The sequence below is a fragment of the Actinomadura luzonensis genome (assembly GCF_022664455.2).
In the GTDB taxonomy this organism is placed as follows: Bacteria; Actinomycetota; Actinomycetes; order Streptosporangiales; family Streptosporangiaceae; genus Nonomuraea; species Nonomuraea luzonensis.
Genome location: NZ_JAKRKC020000002.1, coordinates 1753479 through 1775858 on the forward strand (window position 1 = coordinate 1753479; position 22380 = coordinate 1775858).

Genomic DNA, 22380 nt, shown 5'->3' on the forward strand with positions numbered 1-22380 from the left:
TGCTCGTTTTGGTAGAGGAATGACCGAAATTTGCCTTTTATGTAGGTTCGCATAATCTGAAAAGGGTCAATTCCCGACGTACCCGGGGGAGGGGTTGACCAGGGAAAGGGAGATGAACAACACCACGATCGAATACGCCGACTTCGCCGAGTACGACCGGCGGCAGCGCGGCATCGAGCGCCATCTGGTCGCGGCCTTCCTGGGGGGACTGGCCGTCGGCCTCGTCGGCATGCTCATCTCCGGTCGCGGCCCCGGCTGGGTCGGCCAGCTCTACGAGCCCTACGCCTACCTCGCCCTGTCGCTCGCAGTGGGGGTGACCGCGTCGGGGTTCGGCTGGGCGCTGGTGACCACGTTCCTGGCGGCGGTCTCCACGCTGGTCGCCGCCATGGGCGCCAGCGTCTTCCGGGGCGACCTGGCCTTCGACGTCATCGGTGGCAGCGCCGCCGGGCTCAACTGGACCCTCGCCCTGCTCGTCGGCCTCGGCCTGCTCGCCTACGTCACCCGCAGGGACGACGCCTGGGGCGACCTGGCCGCCGGCGGCGTCGGCGCGGCGCTCATCGCCGACGTCGTGGACCGGGCCACCCCCGGCTTCATCGACACCGAGAGCTCGTTCTGGCCGGTGCCCGCCCTGCTCGTGGGGCTGCTGTCGGTCGTGCTGGTGCTCGCGCTGCGCAGGAACGCCCGCGCCCGGGCGCGCGCGCTCGCCCTGTCGGCGCTGTTCTCCGGGCTGTTCGCGGCGTGCCTGGCGGTGTTCGTGTCCGGCTGGTTCCCGCCCGCCGCGTGATTAAGGCCGAGCGGGCGGCCGTTCCGACTCGATAGCCTGTAGTCCTTCACATCCGGGTTCGAGCAAGGAGTAGCCGTGTTGCTGCGCATGTCGTCGTTGTTTCTTCGCACCCTGCGGGACGACCCGGCAGACGCGGAAGTGCCGAGCCACAAGCTGCTCGTCCGCGCCGGCTACGTCCGCCGCGTGGCCCCCGGCATCTACTCCTGGCTGCCGCTCGGCAAGCTGGTGCTGGAGAACGTCACCAGGATCGTCCGCGAGGAGATGAACCGGATGGGCGCCCAGGAGGTGCTCTTCCCCGCCCTGCTGCCCCGCGAGTACTACGAGGCCACCGGCCGCTGGACCGAGTACGGCGACACGCTCTTCCGCCTCCAGGACCGCAAGGGCGCCGACTACCTCCTCGGCCCCACGCACGAGGAGCTCTTCACCGACATGGTCAAGGGCGAATACTCCTCCTACAAGGACTACCCGGTCACCCTCTACCAGATCCAGACGAAGTACCGCGACGAGGCCCGGCCCAGAGCCGGCATCCTGCGCGGCCGCGAGTTCCTGATGAAGGACTCCTACTCCTTCGACCTCGACGACGACGGCCTCAAGCGCTCCTACGAGCAGCACCGCGAGGCCTACATCCGCACCTTCGACCGGCTCGGCATCCGCTACAAGATCGTCTTCGCGCAGTCGGGCGCCATGGGCGGCTCGGCCTCCGAGGAGTTCCTGGCCCCCACCCCCACCGGCGAGGACACCTTCGTCGCCTGCCACTCCTGCGGCTACGCCGCCAACGCCGAGGCGGTCACCACCACCGCCCCCGCCGCCCGGCCGTACGACGACCTGCCCGCCCTCACGGTCATGGACACCCCCGACACCCCGACCATCGAGTCGCTGGTGTCGCACGTCAACGAGCACCACGGCCTCGGCATCACCGCCGCCGACACGCTCAAGAACGTCGTCGTCAAGGTCACCACCCCCGGCTCCGACAAGGCCGAGACGCTCATCATCGGCGTCCCCGGCGACCGCGAGGTCGACTTCAAGCGCCTGGAGGCCGCCCTCGCCCCCGGCGAGCCCGCCATCTTCGAGGCCGCCGACTTCGCCAGGCACCCCGGCCTCGTCCGCGGCTACATCGGCCCGCAGGTTTTGCGCGAGCTCGGCATCCGCTACCTCGTCGACCCGCGCGTGGTCACCGGCACCTCCTGGGTGACCGGCGCCAACGAGCCCGGCAAGCACGCCGCCAACGTCGTCGCCGGGCGCGACTTCACCCCCGACGGCACCATCGAGGCCGCCGAGGTCCGCGCCGGCGACCCCTGCCCCCGCTGCGGCTCCGAGCTGTCCATCGACCGCGGCATCGAGATCGGCCACATCTTCCAGCTCGGCCGCAAGTACGCCGACGCCGCCGGCCTCGACGCCCTCGGCCCCGACGGCAAGCCCATCCGCATCACCATGGGCTCCTACGGCATCGGCGTCTCGCGCGCCGTGGCCGTCATCGCCGAGCAGGCCCACGACCAGCTCGGCCTCGTCTGGCCGCGCGAGGTCGCGCCCGCCGACGTGCACATCGTCGGCACCGGCAAGGAGCACCAGGTGGAGGCCGCCCTGGAGCTGGCCGGGGAGCTGGAGTCGCGCGGGCTGCGCGTCCTGGTCGACGACCGGCCGCAGGTCTCGCCCGGCGTCAAGTTCAAGGACGCCGAGCTGCTGGGCGTGCCGACCATCGTGGTCGTCGGGCGCGGGCTGTCGCAGGGCGTCGTGGAGCTGCGCGACCGGGTGAGCGGCGAGAAGTCCGAGATCCCCCTCACCGAGGCCGCCGACCGCATCGCCGCCGCCGCCACCGCCTGACCCACCCGCTCCCTGCGCGGGCCCGGAGCGGCCCTGTGCCGCTCCGGGCCGGGCAGTGCCTGGGCGGGAGGCGGCAGGCGGTCCTGCGAGCGTGCGGAAGGGCCCTGCGCCAGGGCGCGTCCGGCCGCCGGCCGTCGCCCGGCCCGCGTGCCTAGCCGCCGCCTTGAGCGGGCGTCGAGGTGGCGGACGTGGGCGGTGCCGGGGCCGGGGGCATGCCGGGGAAGGCGGGCGGCTGGGACGGGCGGAAGCTGTAGGCGCGGGTGACCGCCTGCTGCATGGCCAGCGCGGCGTACCGCCGCAGCTCTGTGTCCTGGGCGGCCGCCAGCTCCAGGTAGGCGGCCGTCACCCCGCCCTCCAGGTACGCCGCCAGCTTGGCCGCCAGCCCCGCGTCCGAGGGAAAGAACGGCAGCGCGTACGACGCCTCGGCCTCCACCGGCTTGCCGCCCCTGCTGGTGATCAGCGCGCGCACCTGGTCGCGCCGCGCCCGGTGGGCGTCGTACGCCGCGCTCATCCGCTCCCGCAGCGACCCGGACGTGCGCGCCCCCAGCAGCCCGTACGCGAACAGCGCCGCGTGCTCGGCCGCCAGCGCCTTGCGCAGCTTGTCGAGATCGTCCCCGGTTCGCGCGACCCGGTCCACCACACTCACAGGCACTCCGCTCACAGGGATTTCGGCAGGGCGACGGCGTGGGCGGCCTCGCAGGCGCCGATGCTGGCGATGAGCTGCGCCATCCCGGGCGAGACGGCCGCGAGCTGCTTCGGCCGCTGCGCCGACGCCTTGCGTTCGAGGTCGCGCAGCCGCGACAGCGACGGCTTCCCGGGCGCGGCCGGCCCAGTGGGCGAACCGGTGGGCGAACCGGTGGGCGAGGGCGGGGCGGCGGGCAGGGTCACGTGTTTGCGCAGCTCGTTCACGTGCGCCTGGTGACGGTCGCGGAAGGGCACCAGCTTCTCGCCCCCGCCGCCGGCGATCAGCGCCGAGTACAGCGCGATCGTCCGCTCCTTCTCCGCGATCAGCTGCTTGACGAGGACGGTCTCCGGCGAATCGGACGCCGGTGCGGAGGGCCGGGACGGCCCCGAGGCGCTGCAGGCGGTGAGAGCGGCCGCTCCGCCCGCCAGCAAGCCTCGCCGGGACAGGTGACGCGGGCGCACGGGCAGGAACCTCCAGTTGTCACTGACGCAGATAGCATCGTACGGTCTGTGCCCGCGATCGCCGCCAGGCGACGCTCCGCCATTCGACCGTGACGAGTGGCGCTCTTTCCGTGCCCTCGTACGGATAGGGTGTCAACTGTCGTCGCTGGCTGAGCGGTCAGGCGGCGGAGAGCCAGTGGCGAGGTCCGCCCGGCTGAGACATGACAATAGGGGAGGTCGATATGGGCAGCGCATCACCCCGCGACCACCTGATGAAGCTCCTGGAGCCCGTGGTCAGCGCGGAGGGCCTCGACCTGGAGGACATCACGGTCACCCAGGCGGGCAGGAGACGCGTCCTGCGCGTCATCGTCGACCGCGACGGCGGCGTGAGCCTCGACGACGTGGCCGACGTGAGCCAGGCCGTCTCGGCGGCGCTGGACGAGGACGACTCGATGGGGCAGGCGGCGTACACGCTGGAGGTCTCCTCGCCGGGCGTCGACCGTCCCCTCACCGAGCCCCGCCACTGGCGGCGCGCGGCCAAGCGCCTGGTGAAGGCGGAGCTGCGGGACGGCACCGTGGTGGAGGGCCGGATCACGGCCGCGGACGACGGCGGCGTCGAGCTCGACGTCGCGGGCGCCGCGCGCCGCATCGAGTACGAGGACCTGGCCCGCGGACGGGTGCAGGTCGAGTTCCGCCGCATCGACGACGTCGACGGCGACGAAGGCTAAGGGGGAGCCGCCGTGGACATCGACATGAGCGTCCTGCGCAGCCTGGAACGCGAGAAGGACATCTCCTTCGACCTGGTGGTCAAGGCGATCGAGGACGCGCTGCTCATCGCGTACTTCCGCACCGAGGGCGCGGCCTCGAAGGCGCGCGCCGAGCTCGACCGGAGCAGCGGGCACGTCACGATCTGGGCCGCCGAGCTGGGCGAGGACGGCGAGGTCGTCAGGGAGTTCGACGACACCCCTGGCAACTTCAGCAGGATCGCCGCCACCACCGCCAAGCAGGTCATCCTGCAGCAGCTCCGCGACGCCGAGGACGAGATCAACTTCGGCGAGTTCGCCAGCCGCGAGGGCGAGCTGGTCTCCGGCGTCATCCAGCAGGGCAAGGACCCGCGCGTGGTGCTGGTCGACCTCGGCAAGATCGAGGCCGTGCTGCCGCACGCCGAGCAGGTCCCCGGCGAGGACTACGTGCACGGCGAGCGCATCCGCGCCTACGTGGTGCAGGTGAAGAAGGGCCACAAGGGCCCGTCGGTCACCCTGTCGCGCACGCATCCCGGCCTGGTGAAGAAGCTGTTCGCGCTGGAGGTGCCGGAGATCGCCGACGGCACCGTGGAGATCGCCGCCGTGGCCCGCGAGGCCGGCCACCGCACCAAGATCGCGGTCAGGTCGCGCAAGCCCGGCGTCAACGCCAAGGGCGCCTGCATCGGCCCCATGGGCTCGCGGGTGCGCAACGTCATGACCGAGCTCCACGGCGAGAAGATCGACATCATCGACTGGTCGGAGGATCCCGCCGATTTCGTGGGGAATGCGCTGTCCCCGGCGCGTGTTTCCCATGTCGAGGTTCTCGATCTCGACGGCCGCGTGGCGCGGGTGACCGTGCCCGACTACCAGCTCTCGCTGGCCATCGGGAAAGAGGGCCAGAACGCCCGGCTCGCGGCGAGGCTCACGGGGTGGCGGATCGACATCCGGCCCGACACACAGGCGGAGGATGCCGCCGGTTCCGTAGATGCGTCAACGCGGTAAGCTGGAATATGGTGGCCCAGGGGTCCCTCAGCGCACGTGTGTGGGCTGCAGGGGCCGCACGGCCAAGTCCGAGCTGCTCCGCCTGGTGCGGGTAGAGGGCCACGTGGTCCCCGACCTGCGAGGACGGCTTCCAGGCCGCGGTGCGTCGCTGCATCCGGCCTTGAGTTGTCTGGAGCTCGCCGAGCGGCGGCGGGCGTTCCCGCGCGCGTTTCGCGTGCCGGGTCCGCTCGACGTCTCGCCCGTGCGGGCACACCTGGAGGAGGAGACCCACATGTCATGTAGGACGCCGAGTTGATGGGCGGAGTCAGATTGCTATGAGCGCCTGATGAGCACGCGGCGATGAAGACGTCAACGTAACGACGGTCCGGACGGCACAGCCAGCCTCCCGGGCCGAGTAAGGGAGTGCAGTGGCGAAGGTCCGGGTATACGAGCTCGCTAAGGAGTTCGGCGTCGAGAGCAAGGTCGTCATGGCCAAGCTCCAGGAGATGGGGGAGTTCGTCCGTTCGGCGTCCTCGACCATCGAGGCGCCGGTGGTCCGCAGGCTCACCGAAGCTTTGGGCGCATCGAAGGGTGGGCCCTCCAGGGGCGGCGGACAGCCGTCCAACAAGCCGCAGCCGCCAAGGGCTGCGCCCCGGCCGGCCGACAGCCAGGCCGGCAACGGCACCGGGCAGTCCCCGGTTCCGGCTCCTCCGCGTCCGGGCCCGCGGCCCGGTCCGCGTCCCGCCCCGCAGAGCGGGCCCCAGGGTCCGCAGGGCCCGCAGACCCCGCAGACCCCGCAGGGCCAGCCCGGTCCTCAGGGTCCCCAGGGCGGCGGCGGCCAGCAGCGCCCGCCGGTGCCCATGCCGCACCAGCCCCAGCAGCCGCAGGCGCCGCGTGAGACGTCCCCTGCTCCGCAGGCGCGTTTCGAGAGCGCGCCCGCGCGGCCGGCCCCCGGGCCGCGTCCCGGTCCGGCTCCGCGTCCGGGTCCCGGCCCCAAGCCGGGCCCGCGTCCCGGCCCGCAGCAGAGCGGCGGCGGCGCGCCCTCCGGTCAGCGTCCGGCCGCGCCGGGCGGCGGCGGCCCGCGTCCCGGCCCCCCGGGTCCCCGCCCGCGTCGCCGGCAACAACCCGTTCTCGTCCAACGCCAGCGGCATGGGCCAGGCGCCCCGGCCGCCGCGTCCGGGCGGTCAGCGTGACGGCGGCGGCCCCGGTCAGCGGGGCGACCGTCGCGACGGCCCGCCGCGTGACGGCGCGATGCCGCGTCCCCGCAGGGCCGCGGCGGCGACCGGCCGACTCCCGGCCCGCGTCCCGGCCCGCCCCCGGCGGCCCGCGTCCGTCCCGGCGCCGGCGCCGGTGGCCCGCGTCCCGGTGGTCCGCGTCCCAACCCGATGATGATGCCGCAGGGCCGTCCTTCCGGTCCCGGCGCCGGCCGCCCCGGTGGCGGTCCCGTTCGCGGTGGCGGTGGCGGCGGTGGCGGCGGCTTCGGTGGCCGTCCCGGCGGCGGTGGCGGCGGCGGTCGTCCCGGCGGCTTCGCCGGTCGTCCCGGTGGCGGTGGCGGCGCTGGTCCGCGTACCGGCACCGGTGGTCCCGGCGGCGGTGGCGGCGGCTTCGGCGGCCGTCCCGGCGGCGGTGGCCGCGGCCGTGGCGGCGGCACCGCGGGAGCCTTCGGGCGTCCCGGCGGCCGTCCGGCCCGCGGGCGCAAGTCGAAGCGGCAGAGGCGCCAGGAGTTCGACAACATGTCGGCGCCGTCGATCGGCGGCGTGCAGGTCGCGCGCGGCAACGGCGCGACGATCCGCCTCCCGCGCGGCGCGTCGCTGTCCGACTTCGCCGACCGCATCGGCGCGAACCCCGCCTCGCTCGTGCAGATCATGCTGCACCTCGGCGAGATGGTGACCGCCACGCAGTCGGTCAACGAGGAGACGCTGCAGCTGCTCGGCGCCGAGCTGGACTACGACATCCAGGTCGTCAGCCCGGAGGAGGAGGACCGCGAGCTGCTCGAGGCCTTCGACATCGAGTTCGGCGAGGACGAGGGCGACGAGGCCGACCTGGCCGCGCGTCCGCCGGTCGTGACCGTCATGGGTCACGTCGACCACGGTAAGACCAAGCTGCTCGACGCCATCCGCAAGACCAACGTGGTCGCGCGGGAGGCGGGTGGCATCACCCAGCACATCGGCGCTTACCAGGTCGCGACCACGCACGAGGGCGAAGAGCGCAAGGTCACCTTCATCGACACCCCGGGTCACGAGGCGTTCACCGCCATGCGTGCCCGAGGCGCCAAGTCCACCGACATCGCGGTGCTGGTGGTCGCGGCCGACGACGGCGTGAAGCCGCAGACGATCGAGGCGCTCAACCACGCCCAGGCGGCCGACGTGCCCGTCGTGGTCGCGGTCAACAAGGTCGACAAGGAGGGCGCCGACCCCAACAAGGTCCGGGCCCAGCTCACCGAGTACGGCCTGGTGGCCGAGGAGTACGGCGGCTCGACGCTGTTCGTCGACATCTCGGCGAAGAACGGCACCGGCATCGACAACCTCCTCGAGGCCATCCTGCTGACCGCCGACGCCGAGCTCGACCTGCGGGCCAACCCGACGATGGACGCCCAGGGCATCGCGATCGAGGCGCACCTCGACAAGGGCCGCGGCCCTGTCGCGACCGTCCTGGTCCAGCGCGGCACGCTGCGCGTCGGCGACTCGATCGTGTGTGGCGAGGCCTTCGGCCGCGTCCGCGCGATGCTCGACGACAACGGCGAGCTGGTCGAGGAGGCCACACCGTCGCGTCCGGTCCAGGTGATGGGTCTGACGGCCGTGCCCGGCGCCGGTGACAACTTCATCGTCGTCACCGACGACCGGATGGCCCGCCAGATCGCCCAGCAGCGCGCGGCGCGCAAGCGCAGCGCCGAGATGGCGAAGTCGAGCCGTCGCCGCACCCTCGAGGAGCTGTTCAGCGACCTCGAGAAGGGCCGCGTCGACGAGCTCAAGCTCATCATCAAGGGTGACGTGTCCGGTTCGGTGGAAGCCCTGGAAGACGCCCTGCTCAAGATCGACGTCGGCGACGAGGTCAGGCTCCGTGTCCTGCACCGCGCGGTCGGCGCCATCACCGAGTACGACGTCAACCTGGCGGTGGCCGACGACAACGCGGTCATCATCGGCTTCAACGTCCGGCCCGAGCCGCGGGCCCGCGACCTCGCCGAGCGCGAGGGCGTTGACATCCGGTACTACTCGGTCATCTACCAGGCGATCGAGGAGATCGAGGCGGCCCTCAAGGGCATGCTCAAGCCGGAGTTCGAAGAGGTCCAGATGGGCACCGCCGAGGTCCGCGAGGTCTTCAAGGTGCCGAGGATCGGCAACGTCGCCGGCTGCCTGGTGCGGTCCGGTGTGATCGTCCGCAACAGCAAGGCCAGGGTGATCCGCGATGGCGTCGTCATCGCCGACAACCTGACCGTCTCGTCGCTGCGCCGGTTCAAGGACGACGCGACCGAGGTCCGCGAGGGCTTCGAGTGCGGTATCGGTGTCGGTTACAACGACATCCGGATCGACGACACGATCGAGACGTTCGAGATGCGGGAGAAGCCGCGCGTGTGACGCACGGCCGGGCGCCCGGCGGGACCTCCGCCGGGCGCCTCTCGCACGCCCTGACCTGGTCCCCACCGCAGCAGAACGGGGGTGCGCTCAGCACACCAGTCCAAGCGGTGGTGACCAACGATGTATGTGGGTGCTCTGACCCTGGACCTCCTGCTCGGCGACGTGCGTTCGCTGAAGCAGAAACGCTCCGTCGTACGGCCGCTGATCGCCGAGGTGCGGCGCCGTTATCCGGCCGTCGCGGTGGCCGAGACCGGGTATCTCGACCTTCATCGCAGGGCTGAGGTCGGCATCGCGGTGGTTTCCGCTTCCGCGGGTAACTGCAAAGAGGTGCTGGACGCCTGCGAGCGGATGGTGGCCTTCCGTCCCGAGGTCGAGCTGCTGTCCGCCAGGCAGCGCCTGTACAACGACGAAGATTGAACGACAGCACGGCCAGGTCGTGCGTGAGGGGGAGCGAACATGGTGGACGCCGCGCGAGCGCGCAAGCTCGCCGACCGCATCCAGCAGATCGTCGCCGAGATGCTGGAGCGCCGGATCAAGGACCCGCGCCTGGGCTTCGTCACCGTCACCGACACCCGCGTCACCGCTGACCTGCGCGACGCGACGGTGTTCTACACGGTGTTCGGCTCCGAGGCCGAGCGGGCCGACAGCGCCGCCGCCCTGGAGAGCGCCAAGGGGATCATCCGCTCCGAGGTGGGCCGGCAGACCGGTGTGCGCTTCGCCCCGACGCTGACGTTCAAGCACGACCCGCTGCCCGACAGCGCCCGTCACCTGGACGACCTGATCAACGCGGCCCGCGCCCGCGACGCCGAGGTGGCCAAGCGGGCGCAGGGCGCGGCCTACGCCGGCGAGCCCGACCCCTACCGCAAGCCGGACGAGGACGACGACGACGCGCCGGCGGACGACCCCGTCCATGACCGGGTGAACGGGTCCGACCGCGCGGCCGGGGACGACCAGGCGTGACGCCCGACGTACGCGACCGGGCGGGCCGGCCGCCCCGGGCGGGTAGCGGCGCCGGCTGCGGCATCCCCGAGGGCACCTGGAACCGGGCCCTGCGGCTGATCGGCGAGGCCGACGAGGTCGCGCTGGCCTGTCACGTCTCGCCCGACGGCGACGCGCTCGGCTCCATGCTGGCGGTGGCGTTCACGCTGCGTTCGATGGGCAAGCGGGTGACGGCCTCCTTCGGCGACCGGCACTTCGCGGTGCCGCGCCTGCTGCGGTTCCTGCCGGGGCAGGAGATGCTGGTGCCGCCGGAGGAGTTCCCGGCCGCGCCCGGCCTGATGATCACCTTCGACTCGTCGACGTTCGAGCGGCTGGGGCTGCTCAGCGACAACGCCGCGCGGGCCGGCGAGGTGATCGTGGTCGACCATCACCCGTCGGGCGCGGGGTTCGGCACGCTGGGGCTGATCGACGCGCACGCCGCGGCCACGGCGATGCTGGCCGAGCAGCTCATCTACCGGCTCGGCGGGCGTCTCGACCGCGACATCGCCCTGTGCCTGTACGCCGGTCTGGTCACCGACACCGGCTCGTTCCGCTACTCCTCGACCACCCCGGCCGTGCACCAGATGGCGGCCCGGCTGGTGGCGACGGGGCTGCGCACCGACGAGATCGCCCGCGAGCTGTGGGACCGCTCGCCGTTCGGCTACCTCAAGGTGCTGGCGGCCGCTCTGGAGCGGGTGACGCTGGAGGACGGCCTGGTCTGGACGTACGTGACGCGGGTGGACCGGGCCGCGCACGGGCTGCCGTACGCGGAGATCGAGGGCATCATCGACGTCGTGCGCCGCACCGACGAGGCCGAGGTGGCGGTCGTGCTCAAGGAGGACGACGAGGGCTCCTGGCAGGTGTCCACCAGGTCCAAGGGCGCCGTCGACGTGGGCGCGGCGTGCGCCGCGCTGGGCGGCGGCGGCCATCACAACGCGGCCGGCTACACCTCGCACGGCACCGTCGAGGACACCATGGCCGCGCTCAGGCGAGAGCTGGGGAAGGCGTAGATGGCCGAGAGCGGTCTGATCATCGTCGACAAGCCGGGCGAGTGGACCTCCCACGACGTGGTGGCCAGGATGCGGCGCCTGGCGGGCACCCGCCGGGTGGGGCACGCGGGCACGCTCGACCCGATGGCGACGGGCGTGCTGGTGGTCGGCGTGGAGAAGGCGACCAGGCTGCTCGGCCACCTGACGCTGACCGAGAAGGTGTACGAGGCGACGATCCGGCTCGGCGTCACGACCAACACCGACGACGCCGAGGGCGAGGTCACCGCCGTCGCGTCGGCGGCCGGCGTGACGCCCGAGGGGATCGGCAAGGGCGTCGAGGCGCTGACCGGCGCCATCATGCAGGTGCCGCCGCAGGTCAGCGCCATCAAGGTCAACGGGCAGCGGGCGTACAAGAAGGCCCGCGCGGGCGAGGAGGTCGAGCTGGCCGCCCGGCCCGTGACGGTGCGCGCGTTCGACGTGCTCGACGTGCGCCCAGCGGGCGATGGGGCGGGCGGCGGGGCGGGCGACGTGATCGACGTGGACGCGGTCGTCACCTGCTCCAGCGGCACCTACATCCGTTCGCTGGCCCGCGACCTCGGCGCCGCGCTCGGCGTCGGCGGCCACCTGACGCGGCTGCGCCGCACCCGCGTCGGCCCGTACGACCTGTCGCAGGCGAGGACGCTCGACCAGCTCGCCGAGGAGTGCGTGATCCTGCCGATCGGCGAGGCGGTGGCGGCGGCCTTCCCGCGCCGCGACGTCACCGCCGAGGAGGCCAGGATCATCGGCCACGGCGGCCGGCTGCCCGCGGCGGGGCTGGGCCAGGGCCCGATCGGCGTGTTCGGCCCGGACGGCGCCCTGCTGGCGCTGGTGGAGGAGCAGGGCCGCACCGCGCGGCCCCTCGCGGTGTTCGTCTAGGCGGGCTTCGCGGCCACGATCACGTCGCGGACGATCGCCTGGTCCACCCAGTGCTCGAAGTCGGGGTAGTCCATGACCTCCAGCCCGGCGGCGGTGAGGACGGCGGCCAGCTCTTCGCTCTTGCCGCCGTAGGTGTTCCAGGCGATGCCCATGGCTCCGCCCGGTCTCAGCAGCTCCGCCCACCCCGGCACCGCGCGGCGCAGCAGCTCCAGCGGGCTGCGCGACAGCCCCGAGCCGCCCTTGCTGCCGTGCTGGACGCCGTAGGGCGCGTCGGTGACCACCAGGTCGAACGAGCGCGGCTTGAAGAACTCCCTGCTGCGCAGCGTGTCGGCGTTGACCACGGTGAGGTGCTGCACGTCGCCCGCCTTGACGGCCTCCTTCGACAGCCCGAACGTGACGTTGAGCCGCCGCCCGGCCAGCGCCCGCTCGCGCCGCACCGGCACGATCTCGGCGGTGTGCTTGAGCCGCTTGTTGCGCAGCCAGGTCTTGACGAAGCCGGTGTAGGCCTCGAAGTCCTTGCCGTCCACGTCGAGGCCGTAGGCGTCGTAGCCGTACATGAGGGCCTGGTTGAGCGTGGTGCCGCGGCCGCACAGCGGGTCGAAGACGGAAAGGCGCTCGCCGAGGCCCTTGCCGGAGGCCAGCGCGGTGACGTTGAGCAGCAGCTTGGTGAAGTGCTCGTTGGTCTTGCCGGCGTACTTCTGGATGGTGATGAGGTCGCTGCTGAGCCGGTCGAGCGGCCGCACGGGCAGCGGGCGCAGCAGCTCGCCCTGGTCGTCGCCCGTCACCTCGAACAGCGCGTAGACCGACGACAGGTTGGACAGCAGCGCGACGTCCGCCGGCTCCAGCGGCGCGGCCGTCTCGAACGTCACGTAGGGCACCCCGCCGAACGTGCTCTCCGCGCTCTCCGCGACCTCGGCCCGCAGCCCCCGCGCGCTGAAGACGGCCAGCTCGGCGCGGGTCAGCCGTACCGCGGCCTCGGCGTAGACGCGGTTGAAGGCAGGCAGGATCAGGAGCGCGTATCGAGGCATGATGGCCGAGTGTAGCCCCCTCGGTTGCGGGTCACGGCCAGGCGCGTGGCAGGCTTGTGTGGTTCGATCCGCGACGAGCGAATGGGGTCCGGCGTGCAGGGTTCGGGTAGGTCTGTCGTCACCGTCGGCGTGTACGACGGGGTGCACCTCGGCCACCGGCGGGTCGTCGAGCGGGCCGTGGCCGTGGCGCGCGAGCGGGGGCTGCCGGTCGTCGCGGTGACCTTCGAGCCGCATCCCGACGAGGTCGTGCTCCCCGGGTCGCACCCGGCGCGGCTGACCGGCTCCCGGCGGCGGGCCGAGCTGCTGCGCGAGCTGGGCGTGGACGAGCTCGAGGTCGTGGAGTTCACGCTGGAGCTGTCGCGGACGAGCGCGGCCGAGTTCGCGCAGGCGGTGCTGGCCGAGCGGCTGCGGGCGGCGGCGGTGGTCGTGGGGGAGGGGTTCGCGTTCGGGCGGGGCGCGAGCGGTGATGTCGAGACTTTGCGGACGCTGGGCGACAAGTACGACTTCACGGTGGAGGCCGTGCCGCCCGTGGCGGGCGTCTCCTCGACCGTCGTCCGCGAGCGCATCGCCGCCGGCGACGTCGAGGGAGCGGCGGCGGCGCTCGGCCGCCCCCACCGCGTCGAGGGCGTGGTCGTGCGCGGCTACCAGCGGGGGCGCCAGCTCGGCTTCCCCACGGCGAACGTCGAGACGCCGCCGCACACCGCGATCCCGGCCGACGGCGTCTACGCCGGCTGGCTGCAGTGCGTGCCGGTCGCCAACCTGCCCGCCGTCTACCCCGGCGAGCGCTGGCCGGCGGCGATCTCGGTCGGCACCAACCCGACGTTCGAGGGGGTGCCGCGCACGGTGGAGGCGTACGCGCTGGACCGCGACGACCTGGAGCTGTACGGCGCGCACGTGGCGGTCGACTTCGCCGCCCGGCTGCGCGGCAACACCCGCTTCGAGTCGATCGAGGCGCTGATCGCCCAGATCCACGCCGACGTCGACGCCACCCGCCGCCTGACGCGCTGACCCGCCGGCCCCGGCCCCTGGCGCCCCTGGCGCGCTGACTTGCCGACCCGCCCGGCGCGGCGAGCCCGAGCACGCGGTGCGGGATGGTAGTCTTGCATGTCGGCTCTGTGACGGCGGCGCTTCCGCGTCCGCCCGGTCGGCCTTCCCCGCGGCGACTGTAGGCACGCACGGTCGTTCGCGCTTCTGTCACATTCGCGCGTGCCCGTAGATCGATAGGAGAGCCGTGTCCCTCGACACCGCTGCCAAGAAGACCATCATCAGCGAGTACGCGACCGGCGAGGGCGACACCGGTTCGCCCGAGGTGCAGATCGCGCTGCTGAGCAAGCGCATCAGCGAGCTGACCGAGCACCTCAAGACGCACAAGCACGACCACCACAGCCGTCGTGGCCTGCTGCTGCTCGTGGGTCGCCGGCGCCGCCTGCTGAAGTACCTGCAGAAGGTCGACATCCAGCGTTACCGTACGCTCATCGAGCGCCTCGGTCTGCGCCGATAACATGGGAAGGGAGCGGCGCGTGCCGCTCCCTTCTTCATATGGGTAGAGCAACACCGTGAGGCGCGTGGCGAGGTTGGAATCAGCCCCGCGCCTGACGTACAACTGAAGATCCGAGACACACAGCCCCCGCGTCCGCTCAGCACCATGCGACCCGCGACGCCTGCGGGCCGGTCCTCGGTAGTGGCTTCCGGTAAGACCAACGTGACCGGGCGCTTCGATCGAAGACCGGCGCTGCACCTAACGAGGGTGCCGGTGAGAAAAGGGCGCGGGAGACCGACCACAAGGAGGTCCCCCGTGGAGGGTGTCCACACCGCTGAAGCCGTCATAGACAACGGCTCTTTCGGCACGCGCACGATCCGGTTCGAGACCGGGCGCCTCGCGCGTCAGGCGGCCGGCTCCGCCGTCGCCTATCTCGACAACGAGACCATGGTCCTGTCGGCCACCACGGCCTCGAAGACCCCCAAGGAGCAGTTCGACTTCTTCCCCCTGACGGTGGACGTCGAGGAGCGCATGTACGCCGCGGGCCGCATCCCCGGCTCGTTCTTCCGCCGTGAGGGCCGTCCCTCCGAGGACGCCATCCTCACCTGCCGCCTGATCGACCGCCCGCTGCGCCCGTCGTTCGTCAAGGGCCTGCGCAACGAGGTGCAGGTCGTCGCCACCATCATGGCGCTGCACCCCGACCACCTCTACGACGTCGTCGCCATCAACGCCGCGTCGCTGTCCACCCAGCTCGCCGGGCTGCCCTTCTCCGGCCCGATCGGCGGCGTGCGCGTCGCGCTGATCGACGGCCAGTGGGTGGCCTTCCCGACCCACCCCGAGCTGGAGCGGGCCACGTTCGACATGGTCGTGGCCGGCCGGGTGCTGGCCGACGGCGACGTCGCCATCATGATGGTCGAGGCCGAGTCCACCAAGGACACCCTGAAGCTGGTCGCCGAGGGCGCGGTCGCCCCCACCGAGGAGGCCGTGGCGCAGGGCCTTGAGGCCGCCAAGCCGTTCATCAAGGTGCTGTGCGAGGCGCAGCAGCGCATCGCGCAGGTCGCGGCCAAGGAGACGGCCGAGTACCCGGTGTTCCTCGACTACCAGGAGGACACCTACAACGCGGTCGAGGCCGCGATCAAGACCGAGCTGGCCGCCGCGCTCACCATCGCCGGCAAGCAGGAGCGCGAGAACGAGCTCGACAAGGTCAAGGCGCTCGCGGCGGAGAAGCTGCTGCCCGAGTTCGAGGGCCGCGAGAAGGAGATCAGCGCCGCCTTCCGCGCCGTGATGAAGAAGCTCATGCGCGCCCGGGTCGTCAACGAGGGCGTGCGCATCGACGGCCGCGGCACCAAGGACATCCGTGAGCTGTCGGCCGAGGTCCACGTGGTGCCGCGGGTGCACGGCTCGGCGCTGTTCGAGCGGGGCGAGACCCAGATCATGGGCATCACCACCCTCAACATGCTGCGCATGGAGCAGGTCATCGACACGCTCAACCCCGACCGCACCAAGCGCTACATGCACAACTACAACTTCCCGCCGTACTCCACCGGCGAGACCGGCCGCGTGGGCTCGCCCAAGCGGCGCGAGATCGGCCACGGCGCGCTGGCCGAGCGGGCGCTGATCCCCGTGCTGCCCACGCGCGAGGAGTTCCCGTACGCCATCCGCCAGGTCTCCGAGGCGCTCGGCTCCAACGGCTCCACCTCGATGGGCTCGGTCTGCGCCTCCACCATGGCGCTGCTGGACGCCGGCGTGCCGCTCAAGGAGATGGTCGCGGGCATCGCGATGGGCCTGATCGGCGAGGGCGACGCCTACGTCACGCTCACCGACATCCTGGGCGCCGAGGACGCCATGGGCGACATGGACTTCAAGGTCGCCGGCACCCGCGACGTCATCACCGCCCTGCAGCTCGACACCAAGCTCGACGGCATCCCCGCCAGCGTGCTGGCCGCCGCGCTCAAGCAGGCCAAGGGCGCCCGCCTGGCGATCCTCGACGTCATGCAGGAGGCCATCGACCGCCCGGCGGAGATGAACCCGACCGCGCCGCGGATCATCACGATCAAGGTCCCGGTCGACAAGATCGGCGAGGTCATCGGCCCGAAGGGCAAGATGATCAACCAGATCCAGGACGACACGGGCGCCGAGATCACCATCGAGGACGACGGCACGATCTACATCGGCGCCACCGACGGCCCGGCCGCCGAGGCCGCCCGGTCGGCGATCAACGCCATCGCCAACCCGCACATGCCGGAGGTCGGCGAGCGCTACCTGGGCACGGTCGTCAAGATCGCCGCCTTCGGCGCGTTCGTCTCGCTGATGCCCGGCAAGGACGGCCTGCTGCACGTCTCGCAGATCCGCAAGCTGCACGGCGGCAAGCGCATCGAGAACGTCGAGGACGTCATGAGCGTCGGCGAGAAGATCCAGGTCGAGATCGCCGAGATCGACGGCCGGGGCAAGCTCTCCCTGGTGCCGGTCGAGGTCATCGAGAAGGAGGCCGCCGAGCGCGAGGCCAAGGGCGCCGCGGACGGCGACGAGGGCGACGGCGAGGCCCCGCAGGCCGCCGAGTCCGCGCCGGCCGACGACCGCTCGGAGCGCCCGCGCCGCACCCGCACCCGCGTGCGCACCCGCGGCACCGGCAACGGCGAGGGGGACGACCGGAACTCGTGAAAACCACCACGCTGCACCCCGGCAAGGACGGAGCCGGGGAAGTCAAGCGCACCGTCCTCCCCGGTGGGCTGCGTGTGGTGACCGAGACCATGCCGACCGTGCGGAGCGTCGCGGTCGGCATGTGGGTCGGCATCGGCTCGCGTGACGAGGCCCCCGAGCACATGGGGGCCACCCATTTCCTCGAACACCTGCTGTTCAAGGGCACGCCGACGCGCGACGCGATGGAGATCTCCGCCTCCATCGAGGGCATCGGCGGTGAGATCAACGCCTTCACCGCCAAGGAGTACACCTGCTACTACGCGCGGGTGCTCGACGAGGACCTGCCGGTCGCGGTGGACGTCCTCGCCGACGTGGTGACCAGCTCGCTGGTGACCGAGGACGACGTGGAGTCGGAGCGCGGCGTGATCCTGGAGGAGATCGCCATGCACGACGACGACCCGTCGGACGTGGTGCACGAGCAGTTCGCCGCCGAGCTGTACGGTGACTCGCCGATCGGCCGGCCCATCCTGGGCACGGTCGAGTCGATCCACGCCCTCGGGCGCGAGCGGATCTCCGAGTACTACCACCGGTACTACCGGCCGCGCCGCACCGTGGTGTCGGTGGCGGGCAACGTCCGGCACGAGGACGTCGTCGAGCTGGTCGCGCGGGCCTACGAGCGGGCCGGCGCGCTGAGCGGCCCCGAGGAGTACGAGCCGCCGCGCACCAGCGGCCCCGGCGCGGCGCCGCGCTCCGGCGTGCGGGTGCTCGACCGGCCGACCGAGCAGGCCAACCTGGTGCTCGGCACGACCGGCCTGGCCCGCACCGACGACCGGCGGTTCGCGCTCGGCGTGCTCAACGCGGCGCTCGGCGGCGGCATGTCGTCGCGGCTGTTCCAGGAGATCAGGGAGAAGCGCGGGCTCGCGTACTCGGCCTACTCCTACACCTCCGCCTACGCCGACACCGGGCAGTTCGGCATCTACGTCGGCTGCCTGCCGTCCAAGATCGACGACGTGCTCAAGATCTGCCGCGACGAGGTGGCCCGGGTGATCGCCGAGGGGCTGACCGAGGAGGAGATCGGGCGCGGCAAGGGCCAGATGCGCGGCGGCCTGGTGCTCGGGCTGGAGGACACCGGCTCGCGCATGTCCAGGATCGGCAAGAACGAGCTCGTCTACGAGGAGCTCATGTCGGTGGACGAGGTGCTGGCGCGCATCGAGGCGGTCACCCCGGAGGAGATCGGGGAGATCGCCAGGGACGTCCTGAACCGGCCGCTCACGCTCGCCGTGATCGGCCCGTACGGTGACAAGGACTTCTCGGACGCGATCCGCTGACCACGGCTCCGCAGGAGGCCCGGTCGCCCACGCGGGGCGGCCGGGCCTCTTGGGATAGGGTTGCCCTGTGATCAGGGTAGGTGTGCTGGGCGCGCGCGGGCGCGTGGGCGTCGAGGTGTGCAAGGCGGTCGAGGCGGCTCCCGACATGGAGCTGGCCGCGGCCCTCGACAAGGACGACCCCATCGAAGGGCTCAAGGGCGCGGAGGTGGTGGTCGACTTCACCCACCCCGACGTCGTCATGGGAAACCTGGAGTGGGCCATCTCCCACGGCATCCACCCGGTGGTGGGCACGACCGGCTTCGACGAGGCCCGGCTGACCACCGTGCGCGGCTGGCTGGCCGACAATCCCGGCACCCACTGCCTCATCGCCCCCAACTTCGGCATCGCCGCCGTGCTCATGATGCGCTTCGCGCAGCAGGCGGCCCGCTGGTTCGAGTCCGTCGAGATCGTCGAGCTGCACCACCCCAACAAGGCCGACGCGCCGTCCGGCACCGCCCGGCGCACCGCCGAGCTGGTGGCCGAGGCCCGCGCCAAGGCCGGGGCCGGCCCGATGCCCGACGCGACCAGCACCTCGCTCGACGGCGCCCGCGGGGCCGACGTCGCCGGCGTGCACGTGCACGCGGTGCGGCTGTCCGGCCTGATCGCGCACCAGGAGGTGCTGCTGGGCGGCGACGGCGAGATCCTGACGATCCGGCACGACACGATGAGCCGTTCGGCGTTCACGCCCGGCGTGCTGCTCGGCGTCCGCCGGGTGCGCGAGCTGCCCGGCCTCACCGTGGGCCTGGAGCCCCTGCTGGAGCTCTGACGCGACGGCTCCGACGCCGAAGGGGCCCCGAAGGCCGCACGACGTGCCCACCGGGTGCGGAGACACCGGTGGGCACGCCGTGAGGAGAGGGCGCCGACTCCGCACAGCCGGGCCTACGATCATCCACACTAATAACGGCAGGCGCCTTCCGCCCGAAACATGAGATCGTGTCGGCATGGTGCGATGGGCCGATCCCCGGGAGCTGCCCGGCCTGGTGGCGGTGGAGCTGGCCGCCGACCGCCTCTTCGAGCAGGTGGGCATCACGTTCCCGCCCGGCACCACGATGATCGAGGAGGCCGCCGACCCGGGCCTGGTCCTGGTCGAGGGCACCCCGCCGGCCGGTTTCGCGCTCATCGGGCCGCTCGACGGCCACCTGCACCTCGACCAGCTCGCCGTGCACCCCGCCGACATGCGCCAGGGCATCGGCGGACGCCTGGTGCGGGCCGTCCTCGACCACGCCCGCGCCACCGGCGCGCCCCGCGTGACGCTGACCACCTATCGCGACGTGCCCTGGAACGCGCCCTGGTACGAGCGGCACGGCTTCACCGTCCTGCCGCCCGGGAAGTGGGGGCCGGAGCTGGCGGCGCTGGTCGCGCACGAACGCTCGCTGGGCCTGGAGGTGGCGCCCCGCGTGGTGATGAGCGCCGGCACGGGCCGGTCAGCCGCGGACGCGCGGCCGGTTGGCGGCGAGCCAGTCCACGGCATAGTCGACCGCTGAGCGCAGCGGGAACAGCCGCGCCCCGGCCGCGCCCACCCGGCCGCGCCGTACGACACCGGTCTCCTCGAACGCCGCGCCGAGCGCGGGGAAGTCGCCCGCGTCCAGGGCCACGTCCTCGAACTCGCACCACCCGCGCCCGTCCCCGTCGTCCACCACCGCCCGGTAGGTACGGCGCGGCGGGTGCGCGGTGCGGCGGTACTCGGCGAGGTGGAAGGCGGTGCACTTGTCGTAGCCGACGCCGAGCAGCAGCACGCGGGCGCCGGCGTCGTACAGGCGGGCGATGGGGGAGCGCTCCCCGAGCAGGCAGTCGCGGGCGTGCCCGCCGGTGATCCGCGCCGCCAGCGGCCCTACGGCGGCCAGCGACGTCTGCGGATGCCCGCTCCGCCGCGCCCCCGGCAACGTCCGCACGTGCTCGGCGATCACCCCCATGCCCTGCGAGGGCGTGGTGGCGGGGTCGAAGGCGGGCATGCGGTCGCGGTAGGCGGCGACCTCCGCCGCCGTCATGCCGGCGACGGCCGCCCGGTAGAGGGGAGAGGTGTCGGAGTTCCCGGAGGTGCCGGTGGGGACGGCGAGCGTGCCGTCGGGGCCGAGCAGCCCCCGCAGCGCCGCCACCACCGTGCCCGCCCCGCCCTCGACCGGGCCGAGACTGCGGAGGGAGGAGTGCAGCAGCACGACCTGACCGAAACCCACGCCCAGCGCGGCAAAATCTCGACTTATTAGGCCAAAATCTGACATTGAGTGCGTGTCGCTCCTTGTGGTTGGAAGGGGAGCTTATTTGGCTCAAGGAGTGCTTGATAGGGTCGTTGTGTCTGATTGAGAGCCTTGATTGTTATGTTGATCATGCAGTATTAAGTTTGGCACCCCCACCGGTATAACGGCGGTCCAGAAAGGGGGTGAATGCGTGGTCTCAGGTCATCTCCTCTATACTGCAACGGGTCGCGACCGGCAGGTGTCCGGCGAATATTTCTGTCCCCCCGAGCAAGAGGCGGGTTGTGTCATGCGCGACCTCGCTGATGACCGACAGGTCGGGCTCGAAAAGGCGGGGGGCGTGGACAAAACGGCTGAACGGCTACAGACCGCGATATCGGCTGTGCCGCTGAGGTTCAGGTTGGCCCGGCTCTGGGCGGCCTCGGCAATCTCCACGGTGGGTGCTCGCACGCTGGGCGTCGCCTACCCCCTTCTCGCCCTGGCGCAGACCGGCTCGCCGGCCGCCGCAGGCTGGGCCGGGTTCGCTCTGACGCTTCCCGTCCTGGTTCTGTATGTTCCGGGCGGATTTCTGGTCGACCGAATCTCGCCTCGCCACGTGATCCTGTGCGCCGAGGCGGGCCGCATGCTCAGCGTGGCCTCCGTGCTGGCGGTGATGCCGTTCGGCGGGCCGTCCCTCGCGCACATCCTCCTGGCGGCGGTCGCCGAGGGTGTCCTGTGGGTGCTCTACACCCTGGCGGAGGCGGCCCTGCTGCCCGTCGTCGTACAACCGGCCATGATGCACCAGGCGGTCGCGAGGAGCGAGGGAGCGGCCCACATCGCCTCCATCGCCGGGCGGCCGCTCGGCGGCTACCTGTTCGGGATCGGGCGCTACGTCCCGTTCGCCGTGAACGCCGTGCTCTTCGCGCTCTCCTGCGCGCTCTTCCTCGGCACGGGACGCGCGGCGGGCCGGCGGCCGGCCCGGCCGTCGAGCCTCCGGGACCTGACCGAGGGCTTCCGCGAGCTCACCCGCCATCCCTTCCTGGGAGGCTCGGTCGCGGTGACCACGTTCACGAACCTCATGGTCAACACCCTGATCATGATCTTCGTGGCCGGATCGGCGGGCATGTCCTCACTCAAGATCGGCATCGTGCTGGCCGCGGGCGGGGTGGGCGGCGTGCTGGGCTCCTTCCTGGCCGCGATCCTGCCGCCGGTGCGGAGAGTGCTCCGGGTCCACCTCTGGATCTGGTCCGGCGCGCTGGGCCTGGCCGCGGTCGGGACCATGGTGGGGCTGCCGTCCTACTTCTTCGCCGTGGCGCTGGTCGCGACGGGCATCGGCGGAGCGCTGAGCAACGTGGCGATCAGGTCGGTCGAGATCCACAAGGTCGACCCGGCGACGCTGGCCCGCGTCGTCGGCGTCTCGCGGCTCTCCTCACACGGGGCGATCTGCCTGTCCGCCCCGCTGGGCGGTTTCATGGTCACCGTCGGCGACGTGACCGGCGGTTCACTGCTGCTGTGCGTGCTCATGGTGCTCGCGGCGGCGGGGAGCGGCTGGGGGCCGGTGCGGGAGAGGCTGACGCCGTCCTTGCCGGCCGACCTGCCGGAACCCGAGCTGTCGGACCTGCTCCAGGGCCTGCGCCGCCGCATCGGCGTGCGGCCGGACTCCGGCTCGCCCGCGCGCGCCGACCTTGAGGGCACGCCGAAGCGTGACTCGCGGCTCATGAGCGTGCACGTCACGGGCCGCGACGTCGCGTGTGCCAACCGCCGTGCCGGTTGAACCGGCCGA

The 22380-nt window shown here is 72.1% G+C and carries 20 protein-coding genes and 1 pseudogene; 17 read left to right on the top strand and 4 right to left on the bottom strand.

Going from position 1 to position 22380, the window contains the following annotated elements:
• Positions 1–112 precede the first annotated feature (112 nt).
• Positions 113–784 carry a hypothetical protein gene (locus tag MF672_RS38455; protein ID WP_242383424.1) on the top strand — a complete coding sequence of 224 codons (672 nt, stop codon included), beginning with the start codon at positions 113–115 and terminating at the stop codon, positions 782–784.
• A gap of 75 nt (positions 785–859) precedes the next feature.
• Positions 860–2605: a proline--tRNA ligase gene (locus tag MF672_RS38460; protein ID WP_242383423.1), complete on the top strand. Its 1746-nt coding sequence runs from the start codon at positions 860–862 to the stop codon at positions 2603–2605.
• 151 nt (positions 2606–2756) lie between these two features.
• On the opposite strand, the gene MF672_RS38465 is transcribed toward MF672_RS38460, so the two are convergent.
• Both MF672_RS38465 and MF672_RS38470 read right to left on the bottom strand, forming a co-directional pair.
• Entirely contained in the window at positions 2757–3251 is a 495-nt protein-coding gene (locus MF672_RS38465; protein ID WP_242383422.1) for a ferritin-like domain-containing protein, read from the bottom strand.
• Between the two features lie 11 nt (positions 3252–3262).
• Positions 3263–3751: a hypothetical protein gene (locus MF672_RS38470; RefSeq protein WP_242383421.1), complete on the bottom strand. Its 489-nt coding sequence runs from the start codon at positions 3749–3751 to the stop codon at positions 3263–3265.
• A gap of 221 nt (positions 3752–3972) precedes the next feature.
• On the opposite strand from MF672_RS38470, the gene rimP reads away from it, so the two are divergent.
• The 8 genes and pseudogenes from rimP to truB all read left to right on the top strand — a co-directional run bounded on the left by rimP (position 3973) and on the right by truB (position 11911).
• Entirely contained in the window at positions 3973–4458 is a 486-nt protein-coding gene (gene rimP, locus MF672_RS38475; RefSeq protein ID WP_242383420.1) for a ribosome maturation factor RimP, read from the top strand.
• A gap of 12 nt (positions 4459–4470) precedes the next feature.
• Positions 4471–5475, top strand: coding sequence for a transcription termination factor NusA (gene nusA / locus MF672_RS38480; RefSeq protein ID WP_242383419.1), 1005 nt, complete (start codon positions 4471–4473; stop codon positions 5473–5475).
• A complete protein-coding gene (locus MF672_RS38485) occupies positions 5459–5770 on the top strand; it encodes a YlxR family protein (protein ID WP_242383418.1) in 312 nt (103 codons plus the stop codon). Before nusA ends, MF672_RS38485 begins: the two co-directional genes overlap by 17 nt.
• 112 nt (positions 5771–5882) lie before the next feature.
• Positions 5883–9029, top strand: a pseudogene (infB, locus tag MF672_RS52300) (translation initiation factor IF-2).
• A gap of 120 nt (positions 9030–9149) precedes the next feature.
• Positions 9150–9446 carry a DUF503 domain-containing protein gene (locus tag MF672_RS38500; RefSeq protein WP_242382015.1) on the top strand — a complete coding sequence of 99 codons (297 nt, stop codon included), beginning with the start codon at positions 9150–9152 and terminating at the stop codon, positions 9444–9446.
• A gap of 39 nt (positions 9447–9485) precedes the next feature.
• A complete protein-coding gene (gene rbfA / locus MF672_RS38505) occupies positions 9486–9989 on the top strand; it encodes a 30S ribosome-binding factor RbfA (protein ID WP_242382014.1) in 504 nt (167 codons plus the stop codon).
• Entirely contained in the window at positions 9986–11017 is a 1032-nt protein-coding gene (locus MF672_RS38510) for a DHH family phosphoesterase (protein ID WP_242382013.1), read from the top strand. Before rbfA ends, MF672_RS38510 begins: the two co-directional genes overlap by 4 nt.
• Entirely contained in the window at positions 11018–11911 is an 894-nt protein-coding gene (gene truB / locus MF672_RS38515; protein WP_242382012.1) for a tRNA pseudouridine(55) synthase TruB, read from the top strand.
• Here truB and MF672_RS38520 read toward each other — a convergent pair.
• Positions 11908–12939: a TRM11 family SAM-dependent methyltransferase gene (locus tag MF672_RS38520; RefSeq protein ID WP_242382011.1), complete on the bottom strand. Its 1032-nt coding sequence runs from the start codon at positions 12937–12939 to the stop codon at positions 11908–11910. The genes truB and MF672_RS38520 overlap by 4 nt on opposite strands.
• An 81-nt stretch (positions 12940–13020) precedes the next feature.
• On the opposite strand from MF672_RS38520, the gene MF672_RS38525 reads away from it, so the two are divergent.
• The 6 genes from MF672_RS38525 to MF672_RS38550 all read left to right on the top strand — a co-directional run bounded on the left by MF672_RS38525 (position 13021) and on the right by MF672_RS38550 (position 19910).
• Positions 13021–13947, top strand: coding sequence for a bifunctional riboflavin kinase/FAD synthetase (locus tag MF672_RS38525; RefSeq protein WP_242382010.1), 927 nt, complete (start codon positions 13021–13023; stop codon positions 13945–13947).
• A 223-nt stretch (positions 13948–14170) separates the two neighbouring features.
• Positions 14171–14440 carry a 30S ribosomal protein S15 gene (gene rpsO / locus MF672_RS38530; RefSeq protein ID WP_242382009.1) on the top strand — a complete coding sequence of 90 codons (270 nt, stop codon included), beginning with the start codon at positions 14171–14173 and terminating at the stop codon, positions 14438–14440.
• 294 nt (positions 14441–14734) lie between these two features.
• The gene (locus MF672_RS38535) at positions 14735–17080 is read left to right on the top strand and encodes a polyribonucleotide nucleotidyltransferase (protein ID WP_242382008.1); all 2346 of its coding nucleotides are present in this window, start codon (positions 14735–14737) and stop codon (positions 17078–17080) included.
• Positions 17077–18387, top strand: a complete 1311-nt coding sequence (locus MF672_RS38540; RefSeq protein ID WP_242382007.1) for a M16 family metallopeptidase — start codon at positions 17077–17079, stop codon at positions 18385–18387. Before MF672_RS38535 ends, MF672_RS38540 begins: the two co-directional genes overlap by 4 nt.
• A 67-nt stretch (positions 18388–18454) precedes the next feature.
• On the top strand, positions 18455–19192 hold the full coding sequence (gene dapB, locus MF672_RS38545; protein WP_242382006.1) for a 4-hydroxy-tetrahydrodipicolinate reductase: 738 nt from the start codon (positions 18455–18457) through the stop codon (positions 19190–19192).
• A gap of 175 nt (positions 19193–19367) precedes the next feature.
• Positions 19368–19910 carry a GNAT family N-acetyltransferase gene (locus tag MF672_RS38550; RefSeq protein ID WP_242382005.1) on the top strand — a complete coding sequence of 181 codons (543 nt, stop codon included), beginning with the start codon at positions 19368–19370 and terminating at the stop codon, positions 19908–19910.
• On the opposite strand, the gene MF672_RS38555 is transcribed toward MF672_RS38550, so the two are convergent.
• Positions 19851–20600 carry an AAC(3) family N-acetyltransferase gene (locus MF672_RS38555; RefSeq protein WP_242382004.1) on the bottom strand — a complete coding sequence of 250 codons (750 nt, stop codon included), beginning with the start codon at positions 20598–20600 and terminating at the stop codon, positions 19851–19853. The two genes, MF672_RS38550 and MF672_RS38555, sit on opposite strands and share 60 nt — an antisense overlap.
• Positions 20601–20907: 307 nt before the next feature.
• Here MF672_RS38555 and MF672_RS38560 point away from each other — a divergent pair, with 307 nt between their 5' ends.
• Entirely contained in the window at positions 20908–22371 is a 1464-nt protein-coding gene (locus MF672_RS38560; protein WP_242382003.1) for an MFS transporter, read from the top strand.
• The last annotated feature ends 9 nt before the right edge of the window (positions 22372–22380 follow it).

Coding starts and splice junctions, on each gene's coding strand:
- MF672_RS38455 (WP_242383424.1), top strand. CDS start 113: ATGAACAACACCACGATCGAATACGCCGACTTCGCCGAGTACGACCGG.
- rimP (WP_242383420.1), top strand. CDS start 3,973: ATGGGCAGCGCATCACCCCGCGACCACCTGATGAAGCTCCTGGAGCCC.
- MF672_RS38485 (WP_242383418.1), top strand. CDS start 5,459: ATGCGTCAACGCGGTAAGCTGGAATATGGTGGCCCAGGGGTCCCTCAG.
- MF672_RS38500 (WP_242382015.1), top strand. CDS start 9,150: ATGTATGTGGGTGCTCTGACCCTGGACCTCCTGCTCGGCGACGTGCGT.
- rbfA (WP_242382014.1), top strand. CDS start 9,486: ATGGTGGACGCCGCGCGAGCGCGCAAGCTCGCCGACCGCATCCAGCAG.
- truB (WP_242382012.1), top strand. CDS start 11,018: ATGGCCGAGAGCGGTCTGATCATCGTCGACAAGCCGGGCGAGTGGACC.
- MF672_RS38520 (WP_242382011.1), bottom strand. CDS start 12,939: ATGCCTCGATACGCGCTCCTGATCCTGCCTGCCTTCAACCGCGTCTAC.
- MF672_RS38525 (WP_242382010.1), top strand. CDS start 13,021: ATGGGGTCCGGCGTGCAGGGTTCGGGTAGGTCTGTCGTCACCGTCGGC.
- MF672_RS38550 (WP_242382005.1), top strand. CDS start 19,368: ATGGTGCGATGGGCCGATCCCCGGGAGCTGCCCGGCCTGGTGGCGGTG.
- MF672_RS38560 (WP_242382003.1), top strand. CDS start 20,908: ATGCGCGACCTCGCTGATGACCGACAGGTCGGGCTCGAAAAGGCGGGG.